The sequence below is a fragment of the Brenneria salicis ATCC 15712 = DSM 30166 genome (assembly GCF_003315515.1).
Lineage (GTDB): Bacteria > Pseudomonadota > Gammaproteobacteria > Enterobacterales > Enterobacteriaceae > Brenneria > Brenneria salicis.
This window is the reverse complement of sequence record NZ_QNRY01000022.1, coordinates 40,895-57,930: the sequence shown is the minus strand read 5'-3', so window position 1 is coordinate 57,930 and position 17,036 is coordinate 40,895. Positions and strand designations below refer to the sequence as shown.

Genomic DNA, 17,036 nt, shown 5'->3' with positions numbered 1-17,036 from the left:
CCGCCAACAGTGCCACCGCGACGTCAACGGCGTTTGCGGTACAAGGCGATGATGTCTATCAGGACGGTGAAAGCTATGCAGTGAGTGTCGTCGATGCCGGTGAACATAACTTCGAGCAACTGGACAGCAGCGATACCGCGACCGTCACCGTGACGGATACGGAAGACACCACCGCTATCACCCTGAGCTCGGACAATCAGGTGACTGAAGGCGGCGCATTTACCGTCACCGCCACGGTAGGCACGCCGGTCACCGGCAGCCCGCTGGTCATTACACTGAGTAATGACCAGACCCTCACCATTCCGGTCGGTGAACGTACCAGCACGGTTCAGGTTGAGTCACGTGCTGATGATAGCTACCGGCAAGGCGATGACGCGCTGACCATCGGCATCAAAGAAACGTCTGGCGGCAACTATGAAGCGCTGGATACCAGCAGCACAACCACCACCACGGTGGTGGATAACAGCGACGCCACCACACTAACACTGGGCGACATCACGGTGACAGAAGGCAGCGGCACCGCCACCATCGGTGCGACATTAAGCCAGCCGACCGACCGCGAATTTACCGTTACGCTCAGCAATGGCGCGACCATCACCTTTGCCGCCAACAGTGCGGTTGGCACCTCAACCGCCTTTGCGGTGCAGGGCGATGATGTCTATCAGGACGGTGAAAGCTATACGGTCAGTGTGACCGACAGCGGCGCGCATAACTTCGAGCAACTGGACAGCAGCGATACCGCCACGGTGACGGTAACCGATACGGTGAATGAGGGTATTGCGACGCTGACGGTGGATAAGAATACAGTGGCGGAAGGCGAAAGTTTCACGTATTCCGTGACGCTAAGCACTCAGGCTGGTTTGCCGATAAGCAACCACGCTGCGCTGACGTTTACGCTGACCGACGGCACAATAGTGACGGTGCCGGCGAATAGCGCGAGCGGTTCGGTGACGCTGGTGGCGAAAGACGATGTGTTTGTCGGCGGTCAACCGGCTGTGATGAATCAATTAGTGTCGGTGAGCGGCGGTGAGGCGTTTGAGAAGTTGACGCTGAACGATAATCCGGTGACGACCACGGTAGCGGATGAACCGGGGACGCCGGGAAATCCGGGCGATCCAAACCAGGGCGATGCGCTTATTGTGTCGATTCAGTCCAATAAGCCTGAGTTCGCCGAGAATGAAACGCAGACCTTTACCGTTTCCCTTAATAAGCAACTGGATCGTGATGTGGTCGTCACGTTGGACGGCGGTAAGACCGTCACTATCGCCCAAGGCACGACTGAGATGATCTATAGCCGCGCGGCTCAGGGCGATGACGTATATCAGGATGGCGCATCGTTGACGGTGGCATTGCAGGATGCGCAGTCCGCTGACGGCACATTGTTCGAGAACCTGACATTGGGAGCGCCCGCTGAAGCAAATGTGGTCGATACCGTTGATATGGTGACGGCGGTGTTGAGCGTGTCGCCAAATCCGGTCGAGGAAGGGGGCGAGGTCACCTACACGGTTGAATTGTCCGGTCCACAGGGTGCTGATTTGAGTGATCACGGTGGTTTGATGATTGCTCTGTCTAATGGCAAGACGGTCACGATCGCGGCAGGCTCGACGCTCGGTACGGTAACGAAGACGGTTGATGATAATGTTTTTGTCGGCGAGCGTCGGCAGACGGTAGGTATCGATAGGATCACCGAACAGGGCTCGGGAACCCAGGTGTTCGAAAATCTGACCAAAGGCAGTGACGTGACGCTGACAATCACCGATGAAGTCGTGCCGGACTCGGATGACACCGTTTATGCGGTCATCAGTGTGGATCAGCCGATGGTATCTGAAGGCGGCGCACTGAATTACACGGTAAAACTGGTGGATAGCACAGGTAAAGCCGTGGAACTGCCGGCAGGCAAGTCCGTCGATGTCTCGCTGAGTTGGAGCGGCGACGCGGCGAATAACAGCGATACCACGGGCCGCCCAACCAGCGTCACGATTACCGGCGGCTCATCTACGACATTTGTGGTAGACGCCGTGGATGATCAGGTTAGGGAGTCTGACGAACAACTGGTCGTGACGATCACTGGGGTGACGGATCCGAACGGCGCATTTGAGGCGTTGGCGATAAGTTCTCAGGATACCGCCTCAAGTACGGTGATCGACAATGATCAAGAACCGAGGCTCACGGCGGGTAAGACCCATGTCTCTGAAGAAGGCTTGTCCGGCGGTGCGCCTGATACCCGTGGCGATAATGATACAACGGATTCACGCTTCAGCAGCGGTACAATAACGGTTGAGCACCCGCACCCGACCACGGTAACGCTGGTTGTGCCTGACGCGAATGCGCCGGCGCTGACGTCTGAGGGGCAATCTGTTTCCTGGGCGTTGTCTCAGGATGGCAAAACGCTCATCGGCTCGACGACGGCAGGTAAAGTCGTCACCCTCTCCATCGACGATTCGGGTGAATACAACGTGGAATTACACCGTTCCATCGATCATTCGAATACGACGGAAGAGGATACGTTTGACTTCAATGTGGGCGTTAAGGTTGCCGATCAATATGGCAACACCAGCAATACGACGCTAACAGTAGTGGTTGAAGACGATGCGCCGGTTGCTCAGAATGTTGAAAACACGCTATCGGTGCCTGTGAGCGAGGTGATCGTCACCGGTCTTCAGGGCGGGTTTGTGAATGCCAACTATCAAAGAGATGCTAACGGTAGTTCCACGGATACGGATAGCGCCGATAGCTACTACGAGCAACTGCGTTGGGGGAATGGCACCGGCTCCGGGCGTTCGGGATATGATTATTACGATAATGAAGATTATCGTAATAGCAGTTCAGAGAGTTTGATCGGTTCCACCTTTAAGTTAGGGGCGTTTACGCATCTTAACTATCCGGTAACGGGCGGGGTGCTCGACTCGACTGATTTGGTGGTGAATTTTAACGTCATGATTGATGGTGAAAACCACGAAATCACCCATACGATAAAATTGACGCATACGGAAACGGCCAATACGGAAAATGTGTGGGTGCCGGGAAAGTGGTGGTGGCCGGGTCATTGGGAGCAAAGAGAACTTTCCGCTGAAGCCCAGCGCGATATTGTTGAAATTGATCAGGCTACCCTGACGAAGACGTTTACCGTAGGTGACCGAACTTTCGAGTTCACGATCGACGGCTTCAAGAACGGCGAATACGGTACGCCGGTTTCCAAGGTATATACATGGGAAAACGCCTCCAATGCGTTTGATCTTTATGCCACCATCTCTGCGGTGGATGATATGCCCAGAATCGAGGGACAGATTGACGGCGACGCTTACCAGATTGGCGCCGATGGCGCCGGGGTGGAAGGCGTGATTTGGAATAATGCCACGCAACAAGCCGACGGCACCTATGTCATTGTGAACGAATACGGGACATTTACCGGGAAATCGGATGGTTCTTACACGTTTGAAATGAGCCGTGAAGCCAGAGATAGTATGGCGGTGGGCGATCAACCGGAAATGAAATTCTCTTACACCGTCAAAGATAGCGATGGTGACGCGGCAACCGCGGATGTGGTGATTACGCTCAAAGGTGAAGCGAATGCTCCTGAAACTGGTCAGGCGCCGGAGGTCATTGAGCTTGTCGGCGAGGTGCAAGAAATTTCCGACAACGGCGATCTGAATGGCGGAGCGGGTGATGGCTGGAATGGGCAATGGAATACCAACGAGCCGACAAGCTGGAAGGGCGCTTTCTTCTCGCTGGCGGATAAAGATAAAGGCATGATTGCGACCGATTATGATTATCTCGGTCAACGTATCGCGCAAAGCGGTCTGCCGTCCGGGGAACTGCCGAAAGTCTGGCAGCAGGTTGATGGCTTGACTGCCGGTTCGGTTATCCAGATGGAACTGGGCTGGAATAATGGTATTTCTGGTAATGGCGGGGCGAATGGCACGCCATTACAGGTGGTGATTTCTTTCAATGGCATTGCGCTGTTGAAGATTACCACGCCGGATACGGCTAATTATAACTGGCTGACAGACGGCGAGTTCGAGAATGGTCAATGGGTTGACTACTTCCCGGATGATGCGTTGAACGCCTCGGTTGAAGTTTTGCATGATGGCGTCACCTTCGTGCTGGATGGCGTGACCTACGGCGCGCAAGATGTCGCGGCGTTGGAAACCTGGGCGAAAACCTATCAGGATACGGCCAAACGCACGGATGCTGATTATCTGGATGACAAGTTCAGCGTTATTCAGATTTCGCTGCCGGATGATGTGTTGCCGACAAATGGCAGCGGTGAACTGGCTGTTGAATGCAACCCGCTGGATAATTACGCCAACATAATGGATGATATCCAGATAGGCTCCTTCAAGCTCATCGGTGCGGGAGATATCACCACGCTTCCGCAGGATGATGTCGCCACGACGTTCAACGCGCAGGTAACCATCGCCGATGCGGATTCTCTGGATCTGAAAGAGGTGGTCATCAAGGCCGACGGTCTGGGCGCAGACGATAAAATATCGTTGCCGGATAATGAGTTGTTTACTGTTGCGCATCAAGACGATGGCGATGTGTTGACGATAACGTCCAGGGATAGCGCGGGTGAAAGCATCAGCGACTGGAACAGCTTCCTGTCGCAGTTAGCCCTCACCACATCCGGCAGTGACGCCAAATCGATCAGCATGCAGGTGACCGATATCGAGGGCAATACCAGTAAGGCGTCCACCATCTATTTTGGCAGCGCAGGCAATGATGAACTGCATGGCGGCAGCGGCAATGACCAATTGTTTGGCGGTCAGGGCAACGATATTCTGCTAGGCGGTAAAGGCGATAATATCCTTACCGGCGGTTCGGGGGCGGATACCTTTAAATGGCAGTCTGGCGACACCGGCCATGATGTAATCAAGGATTTCAACGCCAGCGAAGGCGACCGGATCGATTTGAGCGATCTGGTCGGTGAACTTGAAGAGGGAACCGACATCAGCCGTTACATTCGCATTCAGGGTAACGACGGTTCGCCAACCATCGAAGTCAGTACGGAAGGTAATTTTACCGCGGATAACGGCGGTACGGTCGCGGTATCCATTACGCTTGATAACTATAATGGCGCGCTGCCGTCGCTTGAGAGTTTGATCAGCAAACCGGAACATGCGGAAAGCTGAAAAGAACTTCGGTAAACAGCCCCGGCAGACTGGGGTAATGGCAGTAAAAGGGGCTTTCAAAGGATTCTGTCGGCTTCATGTTTTCTTCAAGAACACTTAACAAGGCCTCTGAATATGTTTTATATCCAGCGCGATAGTGATGGTTACCTGCTCAAGGTTGATGAGAGTCCTTTTCCCGAAATGAATGGCGAATTGCCTGACGATTCCGCAGAAGCGCTGGAATGGCTCAACAGCCATGAGGTTACGCAGGCCAGTTTGCAGCAACTGCGCCAAAGCGATCGGGAAATGGTGCGCGTACTTGAGGATTTGATTCAGGTTTTGATGCAAAAAGGACTCATCAACATTACCGATTTCCCGCCAGCGGCTCAGCTAAAGTTGATCAGTCGTACTCAGGCGCGTGAAGCGTTGAACGGCAGTTTGAACAAGTTGATTGGCGATGATGAAGACGGGATGTTCTGATGCTGGCTGAGATAAGGGCGCATTTTTTGCTGAACGCGTTCCGACATCCTGCTTATTCCCCGGCAATCGCGCCGGGGATTTTTTTGCGGCTTTATTCTAAGGTTGACTGACGCGCGGCGCCGTTATATCGGCGGCTGGCACCGGTTCACCCAGCAGACGGCCCATTGCGCCTTGCAACCCCATTTCCTGAAGAACGTTCAATTCGCCAATGGTTTCCACGCGTTCGGCAATCAGCGGCAGCGCAATACTGTTGGTGGCGCGATATAACGCTTCAATAAACATCTTTTTATCCGCTTCCTGATCGATATTGCGAATATAGCTGCCATCGACTTTCAGGTAGGCCAGTCCCCATTGGGATAAATTACCGATCATATTAAACCGACCGCCGAAGTGTTGCAGCCCCAATGTGCAGCCGTGTTCATTGAGCAGTTTGATTAATGCCTCAAGCTGTGCGGTGTCCGGCAAATGATTTTCATCCAGTTCCAGAATCAGCCGTTTCGCCAGCGCGGGTTGATGTTTTAGCGGCGCGAGCAATTGCGCCATTAACGGCAGATCAAGAACGGTATTACCGGACAGGCTGAGCGCCAGGTTGCCGGGGTATTGGCGTAAATACGCCAATACCTGTTGCAGCATGATCTGATCCAGCCGGGTGTGCCAACCAAAGCGTTGCACCCAGGGAAGGAAACGCCCCGCGGCAATGCTGTTGCCTTGTTCATCCTCGATTCTTGCCAGCACTTTATGGTGCAGTACCCGCTCAGGTTCTAGACAATCCACCACCGGTTGCAGGAATAGTTGTAAACGGCCTTGTTGCAGAATGGGATCAAGCCGGTTGAACCACCTATGCCGGTCGGTTTCCATCTGAGCAGGCGCCAGATGAGATTCATCAGAAATGGTGGTGTCGGAATTGCTTTCGGCTCTGGTAAGCGCCTGATCGCCCTGCACCAGCAACGATGATGCCGAATCGCCGGCGCGGAATGGCACTATGGCGAATCTGGCTACCGGCGATACATCGGTTTCTCCGGTGTGGTTCAACGTTTCAATATTGCGCGACAGATCGCCGACCAGCGCGTAAGCTTCTTTATCCACCAGACCGGGGCACAGCATGGCGAATTCCCCCCCGCGGATACGCGCCAGAATACTTTCCGCTTCGCTATGCTGCTTTTGGATATGACGCATAATCTGACCAATCGAAGTCAGCAGCGCATCGGTGCGCTGACCACCCAGCCGTTGATTCATTCCTGCGAGATCCTGTATGCGGATCATAATCAGAAAACCGGGCGCGGTTTCTTCATCTTCCAACTTGTCATTAAATTGCATATCGAAAGCGCGACGATTGGCCAGCCCGGTCTGCGGGTCCTGGTAGGCATCCTGTCGCAAGCACTCGCTTCGTTCCGCTTCCTCTTCAAACAGGGTTTTGAGTTGGCTGACCATCAGGTTCATGGCTTGCGCCACCCGGCGGAATTCCGGAGTATTGGGTAAATTCGGCTGATTAAGGAATTCCCGGCGCGTTATCGCCAGCGATTGTTCAACAATGTAATCCAAAGGACGTAACTGGCGGCGCAACAGAACGGCGCCGATCAATACGCCCAGCGAACCGCAGCCAAGCAACCACAGGAGGGTGGCCGAACTACTCTTCCATAAGCGGGTGACGGCGAACATGGGATGGCTGGCCACCTCAACCTTGGCCGCCTGTTCCCATCCCCGCATAATGATGGCTTCGCCCACGCCGGGCTGGAGATTAACCAGCCGGACGAACCAGGCGGGGACATTCGGTATTTCCGGCGAAGATTGACGCGTCAGCGTGATTTTACCGGTTTTTAAATCCCGAATACGGATGCTGGAGAAATAACCGCTGTCGAAAATGGAACTGACCATCAGTTCCACCATCGCCGGATCGTCAATATTGGGGGTCAGAGACAAGCCGAGTGCGGTGGCCGCATCCTGCGCGTGGGATTGAAGCTGGTTATTGGAGTGTTCACGGGAGTTTTCCAGACTGACGAAAAAACTGCCGCTGAAGATAATCAGCACGAACAGGCAGATGGCTATCAGTAATTGTTTATATAGAGACATAGCCTCATCCTACTCCTCAATTGAAAATCCTTCGGCACGCATTTTAGTTAACAAATCCTGCCAGCGTGAAAGTCGTTTACTGTCGCCCACACGTTTGTTGCCGCTTGCTCCCGGCAACCATAAACCTGCGCCGTTGAAGGAATAGACCGGCAGTAAATCGTCGCGCTGCGTCGCCGGTTGGATCTTATCCGTCAGATTATCCAGCACCAGCGGAATGGCGGTCGGCGTTGGATAGTAGGTAAGCACCATATGGGCTCTATTCAGGCGCAATGCTTTAACGTAAGTAATGCGCAGTTTTTCGCCGGATACCCCTAATTGACGCAGGGTAAAATATTTGGCGATGGCGAAGTCTTCACAGTCCGCCGCGCCTTTGCGCAGCGTTTCGATCGGGCTTGCCCAGTAATCTTCCTGATTCCAGATGACGATATCATCCCGAAACAGTAAGAGATCATTAAAAAAACGGTTTACGGTTTCCAGCAACTTCTTTTCTTCGGTACTACGCGGCGTCGCCAGTAAGGTCTGCCATCCTTCAATCCGCGAATCGGCGCCCGGCGGCATCGGGCCATAAAGTCGTTCGGTGCGTTGGGCGATGGTAACAAAGTCCCAGTCGGCGCGCAGGGAACCCGCCAGCAGAAACAGCAGACAGCAGATAAAAAATAGTTTGCAATAGGATGCTTTAGTCCCGTGATATCGCACTGATGTTTCTCTGTTTGCCCTCAAGGCCTGTTTTCGCTGTGTGAAGACGGAATAAATTAAGTTATACAGACTGTTGCAGAGTAGCTTACTTTTATAATAGCAAAAAGAGATTACTATGAGCGCCGGACAATGATCGCCAGCAATCGCCACAATAAAAGCGGCGAAAATGATGAGGTAAGCAGGATGAAGGCAGACGCAATGAATTCAGGCGATCTCCGCTTGGGCGCACTGGTATCTGAAACCCGTAACCCCGCCACGATGATGTTGGATACGCTGTCTACGCTGGACATGATGCGCGCGTTCAATCAGGAAGACAGGAAGGTGCCGGAGGCCGTCGGGCGGGTGTTGCCGACGATTGCCGAGGCGGTCGAGCGGGCGACGGATGCGCTTAAAGCAGGTGGCCGGCTGATTTATCTTGGCGCGGGAACCAGCGGACGGCTTAGCGTGCTGGATGCTTCTGAGTGTCCGCCGACCTTCGGTGTCCCGCATGGTCTGGTGATCGGCCTGATAGCGGGAGGGCCGGGCGCGCTGCTCAAGGCGGTGGAAGGCGCGGAGGACAATCCGCAATTAGGCGAAGCGGATCTGGTAGCCCTTGACCTGACGGCTGATGATATGGTTATCGGGCTGGCGGCATCGGGCAGAACGCCTTATGTTATCGGTGCGCTGCGCTATGCCCGGCGCATGGGTTGCCGGACCGCGGCGATATCCTGTAATCCTGATTCACCCATCGCGCAGGAAGCGCAGATCGCGATTTCTCTTGTTGTCGGGCCGGAAGCGTTAACGGGATCGACCCGGCTGAAATCGGGAACGGCGCAAAAGCTGGTGCTGAATATGATTTCCACCGGCGTGATGGTAAAGCTGGGAAAGGTGTATCAGAATCTGATGGTGGATGTGAAGGCAACCAACGTCAAATTGCTTGACCGTGCCTGCCGCATTGTGATGGAAGCGACAGGTGTGCAGCCGGATGTCGCGCGGCAGGCGCTATTACAGACCGAAAACGAGGTCAAGCCGGCGATTCTGATGATCCTGAGCGGCCTGGACGCGGAGCAGGCGCGTCAGCGGCTGGCGCGGCACGGTGGTTATCTGCGCGAGGCGCTGATAGGCTGATTTCATGATGGCGTGGTTATTTGTCAGGTGGAAAAGTCTTTTTCTATGCTTTGACCAAGGAGTGATGTTTTGAGCGATAAGCGAAGTCCGCGAGTGGTGTTTTTTGATCTGGATGGCACGTTGCATCAGGAAGATATGTTTGGCAGCTTCCTGCGTTTTTTGCTTCGTCGTCTGCCGCTCAATAGCGTTCTGGTTATTCCGCTCCTGCCGGTGATTGTTCTGGGATTGGCGCTACAGGGACGCGCCGCGCGCTGGCCGATGAGTTGGCTGTTGTGGGCGATAACTTTTGGACGCGGCGAAGCCCATTTGAACGGCCTGGAAAAGCAGTTTGTCAGTGACTTCCGCCGTCAGGTTACGCCTTTTCCTGAAGTTCAGGCGCGGCTTACGACATATTTACAAGATACGGATGCGCAGGTTTGGCTGGTAACCGGATCGCCCCAGCGTCTGGTCGAACAGGTTTATCATGATTCGCCTTTCCTGCCGGGGGTGCGACTGATGGGAAGCCAGATGACGCGCCGTTACGGTGGCTGGGTGTTGACCTTGCGCTGTCTGGGGAGGGAGAAAGTCATTCAGATGGAGCGGCAACTGGGTGCGCCGCTGAAACTCTACAGCGGCTACAGCGACAGCAAACAGGATAACCCACTGCTCTATTTTTGTGAGCACCGCTGGCGTGTGACGCCAAACGGCAGCCTGCAACAACTGGAGTAATGTCCCTCCGGGTTGTCCCGGCTTATTCTATCGTTATAATGTCCGCCGCAACACGTTACCGAGAAGAGAACGAGGACATGGTGAGCCACGTACCGGATGATGAATATTGGATGCGCCATGCGCTGACGCTGGCCCGGCGTGCTCAGGATGAAGGGGAAGTACCGGTCGGCGCAGTATTGGTTCTGGATAATCAGGCGATTGGCGAAGGCTGGAACCGCCCGATAGGTCATCATGACCCGACAGCCCATGCCGAGGTTATGGCGCTGCGTCAAGGGGGGCAGGTGTTGCAGAACTATCGCCTGTTGAACGCCACGCTTTATGTGACGCTGGAGCCGTGCATCATGTGTGCGGGCGCGATGATCTACAGCCGCATTGGGCGGCTGGTTTATGGCGCGGCGGATGAGAAAACCGGTGCGGCGGGGTCGCTGGTGGATATTCTGCGCCATCCGGGTATGAATCATCAGATCAACATTGAGGCAGGGCTATTGGCCGATGAATGTTCGGCTATGCTCAGCGCCTTTTTCCGTATGCGGCGTGATCAGCACAAAGCGCGTCGGGAAGCGGATAAAAAGGCCGCAGGTTAAGCGCGGCTTATTCCGACAGTTTATCGGCTGGCACCGCCGGATAAGCCTGCGCAGCAAGTTGCTGTTGCTTTGCTTTGTGTTCTTTTTCCGTCAGATACCCTTCCAGACTCACCATATAGCGACGAATATTCTCCACATAGTAATAAGCCTGTCGTCCGCGAGCGTAGCCATAAGTGGTTTGCGCGTAGTAGCGCTTCTGACTCAGCATCGGCAGACGCATTTTTACGTCCACCCAACTGTCGGGATTGCCTTGCTGTTTTTCGGTCAGCTTTCTGGCATCCAGCAAATGCGCGTATCCCATATTGTATGACGCCAGCGCAAACCAGATTTTCTCATCTTCAGGAATGGTGTCCGGCATCTTTTGCATCATATGAGACATATATTGAGCGCCGCCACGAATGCTCTGTTCAGGATCGAGGCGATCGGTCACGTCGAGACTTTCAGCCGTATTTCTGGTTAGCATCATAAGGCCGCGAACGCCGGTCGGCGAGGTGGCCAGCGAATTCCAGTGCGATTCCTGATAGGAGATGGCCGCCAGCAATTTCCAGTCGATTTCGGTCGCATACTTTTCAAATAGCGGCCTGTATGCAGGTAGTGTTTCATCAATCGCGTTCAGGAATGTCGTGGTGTCCACGTAATCAAATTCACCAACATGGCCGAGGTACTTTTCCTCCAGACTCGCCAGCGTACCGTCTTCAACCATCTGGCTGAAAAAATCCAGCAGCGCCGCTGACAGACTATCGTCATGGGCGCGCCGCATATACCAGGTGACCGGTTCTTCATCACTCAAATCGAAGGCGACGGCAAGTTGCGGATGGATACGTTGCATTAACCCGATGGTCACGGAATCGGCGATGGTGTAGTCCAGGTTGCCGTCCGCAACCTGTTTCAACAGATCATTTGAGGTCAGATCTGAGGCCGATTCCCAGTTGAGTTGGGGATATTTCTTGTCTCTCAGATCGCGAAGCGTGGCGATGTGGGCCGAGCCTGAGGTGACAGCCAGTCGCCCCGGCAGTTTTTCCATATTCCGGGGACGCGGCTTGCCCAGCCGATACACAAGCTGCTGCGAGACGGAATAATAAGAGGGGCCGACGCGGAAACGTCCCTGCCGTTCGTGGTTATAAATCAAACCGGCCGCCAGCAAATCCGCGTTATCGTTATCCAGATCGTCAAACAGTTCATCCAGATTTTTACGCGCAGACACCACCAGCCGGACGTCGAGATAATCGGCGAAACGTTTTGCCAGTTCATAATCCAGACCGCCGGGGGCGCCGTTATTGGTGTAGTAAGTCAGCGGGGAGTTAATGGTGCTGATGCGCAACTCTCCGCGTGCAAGAATCTGTTTAATCTGCATATCCTGGCTGCTGCGCCAGGGGATCGACGGCCATAAGGCCAGCGCCAGCAGTAACGTGATAATCCCGATGAAAAAATAGTTTAATTTTAGAGGCTTCAAATAGTTGTCTCTCAGCGGCTAACGAGCCTGTCTGTAACGGCAGTTTTTTCATCGCGGGTGATTTGTTCCTCCCGCCACTCTGTGGGCCGTCGCAAGCGACGTTAAAAACCGCGTCTGGCGTTTTTTTGTACATAAAGTCGCAGAGTCGGGGCATTTTGCGCAACAAACCGCCAGCGTGCAACTTTTATTGATTTGCTTAATGATTAACCGTGGTCGCCCTGCGATGTTCAATAATAGCCACGCAAACGGTTTCGTCCGGGGGCAGGATTCTCTATAATGACGCGCGTTTCCCCCTGTAGCGCCCAACGACCGCACTATTAGTAAGTGCATCGAAGACGAGAGAACTTTAGATTATGGAAATACTGCGTGGTTCACCTGCTTTGTCGGCTTTTCGTATCAATAAATTGCTGGCCCGCTGCAAAGAGCACTTTTTGCCGGTTAGCGATATCTATGCCGAATACGTGCATTTTGCCGATGTCAGCGCGTCGTTGAACAACGATGAACAGGCCAAACTCACCCGTTTGCTGAAGTACGGCCCTTCTCTCGCTGAACACGAGCCGCAAGGCCGACTGTTGTTGGTGACGCCACGTCCCGGCACCATATCTCCCTGGTCTTCCAAAGCGACCGATATCGCGCATAACTGTGGATTGAACAAGGTCCTGCGTCTTGAACGTGGCCTGGCATTCTATATCCATGCGCCAACATTGGATGATGCGCAATGGCGGCAACTGGGCGCGCTGTTGCATGACCGTATGATGGAAAGCGTATTTGACGACATGCGGCAGGCTGAGCAACTGTTTTCTCATCATCAGCCCGCGCCATTGAAACGTATTGAAGTCTTGTTACAGGGACGCCAGGCGCTGGAAGCGGCAAATATTCGTCTGGGGCTGGCATTGGCGGAAGACGAGATCGATTATTTGCTGGAGGCGTTCAAAAAGCTCGGTCGCAACCCGACGGATATTGAACTGTACATGTTCGCACAGGCGAACTCCGAGCACTGCCGCCACAAAATTTTTAATGCTGACTGGGTGATTGATGGCGTTGAACAGCCGAAATCGCTGTTCAAGATGATCAAGAACACCTTTGAGCATACGCCGGAACATGTGTTGTCGGCTTACAAGGATAATGCCGCGGTGATGGAAGGTTCCGCCGTGGGCCGCTTCTATACCGATACGCACGGCAAATATGATTACCATCAGGAAGAGACGCATATCCTGATGAAAGTGGAAACGCATAACCATCCGACGGCGATTTCCCCGTGGCCGGGCGCGGCGACAGGTTCCGGCGGCGAGATCCGCGATGAAGGCGCAACCGGGCGGGGCGCCAAACCGAAAGCCGGGTTGGTGGGTTTCTCCGTTTCCAACCTGCGCATCCCTGGTTTTATTCAACCGTGGGAAACGGAAGAATTCGGCAAACCCGATCGCATTGTCAGCGCGCTGGATATCATGACCGAAGGGCCGCTGGGCGGGGCGGCGTTCAACAATGAGTTTGGCCGTCCCGCGCTGACGGGGTATTTCCGTACCTATGAAGAGCGGGTCGATAGCCATAATGGTTGCGAACTGCGCGGCTACCATAAGCCAATCATGCTGGCGGGGGGGATCGGTAATATCCGTGCCGATCACGTCAGAAAAGGCGAGATCGGCGTCGGCGCCAAGTTGATCGTCTTGGGCGGGCCGTCCATGAATATCGGTCTGGGCGGTGGGGCGGCCTCATCAATGGCGTCCGGCCAGTCCGATGCCGATCTGGATTTTGCCTCTGTTCAGCGGGATAACCCGGAAATGGAGCGCCGTTGTCAGGAAGTGATTGATCGCTGCTGGCAATTGGGTGAGGCGAACCCGATTCTGTTTATCCACGATGTGGGCGCGGGCGGCTTATCCAATGCCATGCCGGAACTGGTGAGCGATGGCGGGCGCGGCGGACGTTTTGAGTTGCGTGACATCCTGAATGATGAACCGGGTATGAGCCCGCTGGAAGTGTGGTGCAATGAATCGCAAGAGCGTTATGTACTGGCCGTCGCGCCGGAGCAACTGGCCCGCTTCGATGAAATTTGTCGCCGTGAGCGCGCCCCTTATGCGGTGATCGGCGAAGCGACGGAAGAATTGCACCTGACGCTCAATGACCGTCATTTCAACAATCAGCCGATCGATCTGCCGCTGGATGTTTTGCTGGGCAAAACGCCGAAAATGCTGCGTGATGTTGAACGTAAGCAAGCGGCAGGCACGCCGCTAAAACGTGAGGGCATTTATCTGGCCGAAGCGGTGGAGCGTGTGCTGCATTTGCCGGTAGTGGCGGAAAAAACCTTCCTGATCACCATCGGTGACCGCACCGTTACCGGAATGGTCGCCCGTGACCAAATGGTCGGGCCGTGGCAGGTGCCGGTGGCGGATTGTGCGGTCACCACCGCCAGCCTGGACAGCTACCACGGCGAAGCGATGTCGATTGGCGAACGCGCGCCTGTTGCGCTGCGTGACTTCGCCGCGTCTGCGCGTCTGGCGGTGGGCGAAGCCCTGACCAACATTGCCGCGACCCAGATTGGCCCGCTGACTCGCGTGAAATTGTCCGCGAACTGGATGGCGGCGGCAGGACATCCCGGTGAAGATGCCGGTCTTTATGATGCGGTGAAAGCCATCGGCGAAGAACTCTGTCCGACGCTGGGGTTGACCATACCGGTTGGTAAGGACTCCATGTCGATGAAGACGCGCTGGCAGGAGGGCGGAGAAGAACGCGCCATGACATCGCCGATGTCGCTGGTGATCTCGGCGTTTGCCAGGGTGGAAGATGTGCGCCGCACCGTCACCCCTCAATTGCGCGCAGAACAGGATAATGCCTTGCTGCTGATTGACCTGGGCGCTGGTAACAAGGCGCTGGGCGCCACGGCGCTGGCTCAGGTTTATCGTCAATTGGGGCATACAACCGCGGATGTCCGCAACGCGACGCAACTGGCCGGCTTCTTTAATGCCATCCAGCAATTGGTCGCGGACAATGTCCTGCTGGCGTATCACGACCGCTCTGACGGCGGTTTGCTGGTGACGCTGGCGGAGATGGCATTCGCCGGACACTGTGGCGTGAACGTTGATATCGCCACGCAGGGTGAAGACGTTCTGGCGACTTTGTTTAATGAAGAACTGGGCGCGGTGATTCAGATCCCCGCGTCACGTCGCGCCGAGGCGGAAAGCGTCCTGGCTCTGCATGGTCTGGCGGAATGCGTTCACTATCTTGGTCAGGCTGAAGCCGGTTCCCGCTTCATGATCAAGCGCGGCGAAGAGGTGGTGTACCATGAGAACCGCATTACGATGCGTAACTGGTGGGCGGAAACCACCTGGCAGATGCAGCGCCTGCGTGATAACCCGCAATGCGCCGATCAAGAACATACCGCCAAAAAGGATGAAAACGATCCGGGTCTGACTGTGGCGTTGACTTTTGATCCTCAGGACGATATCGCCGCGCCGTATATTGCCCGTCAAGTACGTCCTAAAGTCGCGGTATTGCGTGAGCAGGGCGTCAACTCCCATGTGGAAATGGCGGCGGCTTTCCATCGTGCGGGCTTTGATGCCATTGATATTCATATGAGCGATTTGCTGGCGGGACGCCGTGATCTGCAAGACTTCCAGGCACTGGTGGCGTGCGGCGGCTTCTCGTATGGCGACGTGCTGGGCGCGGGCGAAGGCTGGGCGAAATCCATTCTGTTCAATTCACGCGTGCGTGATGAGTTCGCCGCGTTCTTCCAGCGTCCGCAGACACTGGCGCTGGGCGTGTGTAATGGCTGCCAGATGATGTCGAACCTGCGGGAACTGATTCCGGGCGCTGAGTTGTGGCCGCGGTTTGTTCGCAACAAATCAGATCGTTTTGAAGCGCGTTTCAGTCTGGTTGAAGTTGAAAAGAGTCCGTCGCTGTTCATGAGCGACATGGCCGGTTCACGTATGCCTATTGCGGTTTCTCATGGCGAAGGCCGTGTTGAGGTTCGTGATGATGCTCACCTGAGCGCGCTGGAACAGCACCATCTGGTCGCCTTGCGTTACGTGAATAACTACGGGCAGGTGACGGAAAATTATCCGGCCAACCCGAATGGTTCGCCAAACGGCATCACCGCGCTAACCAGCGGCAATGGCCGCGCAACTGTAATGATGCCGCACCCGGAACGCGTATTCCGTACGGTCAGCAACTCCTGGCACCCGGAAGAGTGGGGCGAGGATGGCCCGTGGATGCGTATGTTCCGCAATGCGCGCAGACAACTGGGATGACAGTGCGTTAATCATAAGGTCGGTTAATCATCAGAAGGAGCTTCGGCTCCTTTTTGCTAACTGCGGTTAACGCGAGTGGCGGCGAAATAAGCATAAACTCCAACTGTTGATGAAACTGTCGTGTTTTTGCGACAAACGCAATCTTCAATGTCGCTAATTGATGACACTTAACTTCATGATTTATATAGGCAAGGATGAATTGCAGCAACGCTGTCGGTTTTTGACGACATAAATGGCTGCTTTTAGTGTGAAGGATAGCGTCAGCTTCAGATTTTAAAAATGCTGAAATAAATAAATTATTAAAAATCATTGCATTAAGAAATTTATTTAAAGCTGGCACAAACCATGCATAATATACAACGTTGCTCATTCAACTGGTTATGATTGCACTGCCGACGGGCGGAAATCTCGCTCATAACACCCGGAATGACGCCAAAAGAAAGGGTGCCTATCGTCCACCAGACCGATAATATTTTATCAAGCATCGGACGACACGTTGAGTGAGGCACCGCCTATTCAGTTACGCGGCCAGCGGGAGCGATTCTTCTGGCCACGTAATGCTAATGTCAGATCGCCGCGCTCCCCT

The 17,036-nt window shown here is 54.5% G+C and carries 10 protein-coding genes; 6 read left to right on the top strand and 4 right to left on the bottom strand.

Annotation, left to right across the window (positions count from 1 at the left end; genetic code table 11):
* Both DES54_RS10775 and DES54_RS10770 read left to right on the top strand, forming a co-directional pair.
* Positions 1–5,132, top strand: a 5,132-nt coding sequence (locus tag DES54_RS10775; RefSeq protein ID WP_113867239.1) for an immunoglobulin-like domain-containing protein, incomplete at its 5' end; no start/stop codon positions are given.
* A 114-nt stretch (positions 5,133–5,246) separates the two neighbouring features.
* A complete protein-coding gene (locus DES54_RS10770; RefSeq protein ID WP_113867237.1) occupies positions 5,247–5,591 on the top strand; it encodes a tryptophan synthase subunit beta in 345 nt (114 codons plus the stop codon).
* 96 nt (positions 5,592–5,687) lie between these two features.
* On the opposite strand, the gene lapD is transcribed toward DES54_RS10770, so the two are convergent.
* Positions 5,688–7,661, bottom strand: a complete 1,974-nt coding sequence (gene lapD / locus DES54_RS10765) for a cyclic di-GMP receptor LapD (RefSeq protein ID WP_113867236.1) — start codon at positions 7,659–7,661, stop codon at positions 5,688–5,690.
* A 9-nt stretch (positions 7,662–7,670) separates the two neighbouring features.
* Entirely contained in the window at positions 7,671–8,357 is a 687-nt protein-coding gene (gene lapG, locus DES54_RS10760; protein WP_113867234.1) for a cysteine protease LapG, read from the bottom strand.
* 198 nt (positions 8,358–8,555) lie between these two features.
* Here lapG and murQ point away from each other — a divergent pair, with 198 nt between their 5' ends.
* The 3 genes from murQ (at position 8,556) to tadA (ending at position 10,756) form a co-directional block, all read left to right on the top strand.
* A complete protein-coding gene (gene murQ / locus DES54_RS10755; protein ID WP_427846314.1) occupies positions 8,556–9,464 on the top strand; it encodes an N-acetylmuramic acid 6-phosphate etherase in 909 nt (302 codons plus the stop codon).
* 69 nt (positions 9,465–9,533) lie between these two features.
* A complete protein-coding gene (yfhb, locus tag DES54_RS10750; protein WP_113867233.1) occupies positions 9,534–10,172 on the top strand; it encodes a phosphatidylglycerophosphatase C in 639 nt (212 codons plus the stop codon).
* Positions 10,173–10,249: 77 nt separating this feature from the next.
* Positions 10,250–10,756: a tRNA adenosine(34) deaminase TadA gene (tadA, locus tag DES54_RS10745; protein ID WP_113867232.1), complete on the top strand. Its 507-nt coding sequence runs from the start codon at positions 10,250–10,252 to the stop codon at positions 10,754–10,756.
* A 7-nt stretch (positions 10,757–10,763) separates the two neighbouring features.
* On the opposite strand, the gene mltF is transcribed toward tadA, so the two are convergent.
* Entirely contained in the window at positions 10,764–12,209 is a 1,446-nt protein-coding gene (gene mltF, locus DES54_RS10740; protein ID WP_113867230.1) for a membrane-bound lytic murein transglycosylase MltF, read from the bottom strand.
* A 350-nt stretch (positions 12,210–12,559) separates the two neighbouring features.
* Between mltF and purL the strand changes: the two genes are divergently transcribed.
* The gene (purL, locus tag DES54_RS10730; protein WP_500676588.1) at positions 12,560–16,450 is read left to right on the top strand and encodes a phosphoribosylformylglycinamidine synthase; all 3,891 of its coding nucleotides are present in this window, start codon (positions 12,560–12,562) and stop codon (positions 16,448–16,450) included.
* Between the two features lie 7 nt (positions 16,451–16,457).
* Here the strand turns inward: purL and DES54_RS10725 are convergent, their stop codons facing one another.
* Entirely contained in the window at positions 16,458–16,820 is a 363-nt protein-coding gene (locus DES54_RS10725) for a hypothetical protein (RefSeq protein WP_113867228.1), read from the bottom strand.
* Between the last annotated feature and the right edge of the window lie 216 nt (positions 16,821–17,036).

What these genes read in the sequence shown, in the direction of transcription:
- DES54_RS10770 (WP_113867237.1), top strand. Translation starts at nt 5,247, where the DNA reads ATGTTTTATATCCAGCGCGATAGTGATGGTTACCTGCTCAAGGTTGAT.
- lapD (WP_113867236.1), bottom strand. Translation starts at nt 7,661, where the DNA reads ATGTCTCTATATAAACAATTACTGATAGCCATCTGCCTGTTCGTGCTG.
- murQ (WP_427846314.1), top strand. Translation starts at nt 8,556, where the DNA reads ATGAATTCAGGCGATCTCCGCTTGGGCGCACTGGTATCTGAAACCCGT.
- tadA (WP_113867232.1), top strand. Translation starts at nt 10,250, where the DNA reads ATGGTGAGCCACGTACCGGATGATGAATATTGGATGCGCCATGCGCTG.
- DES54_RS10725 (WP_113867228.1), bottom strand. Translation starts at nt 16,820, where the DNA reads ATGAGCAACGTTGTATATTATGCATGGTTTGTGCCAGCTTTAAATAAA.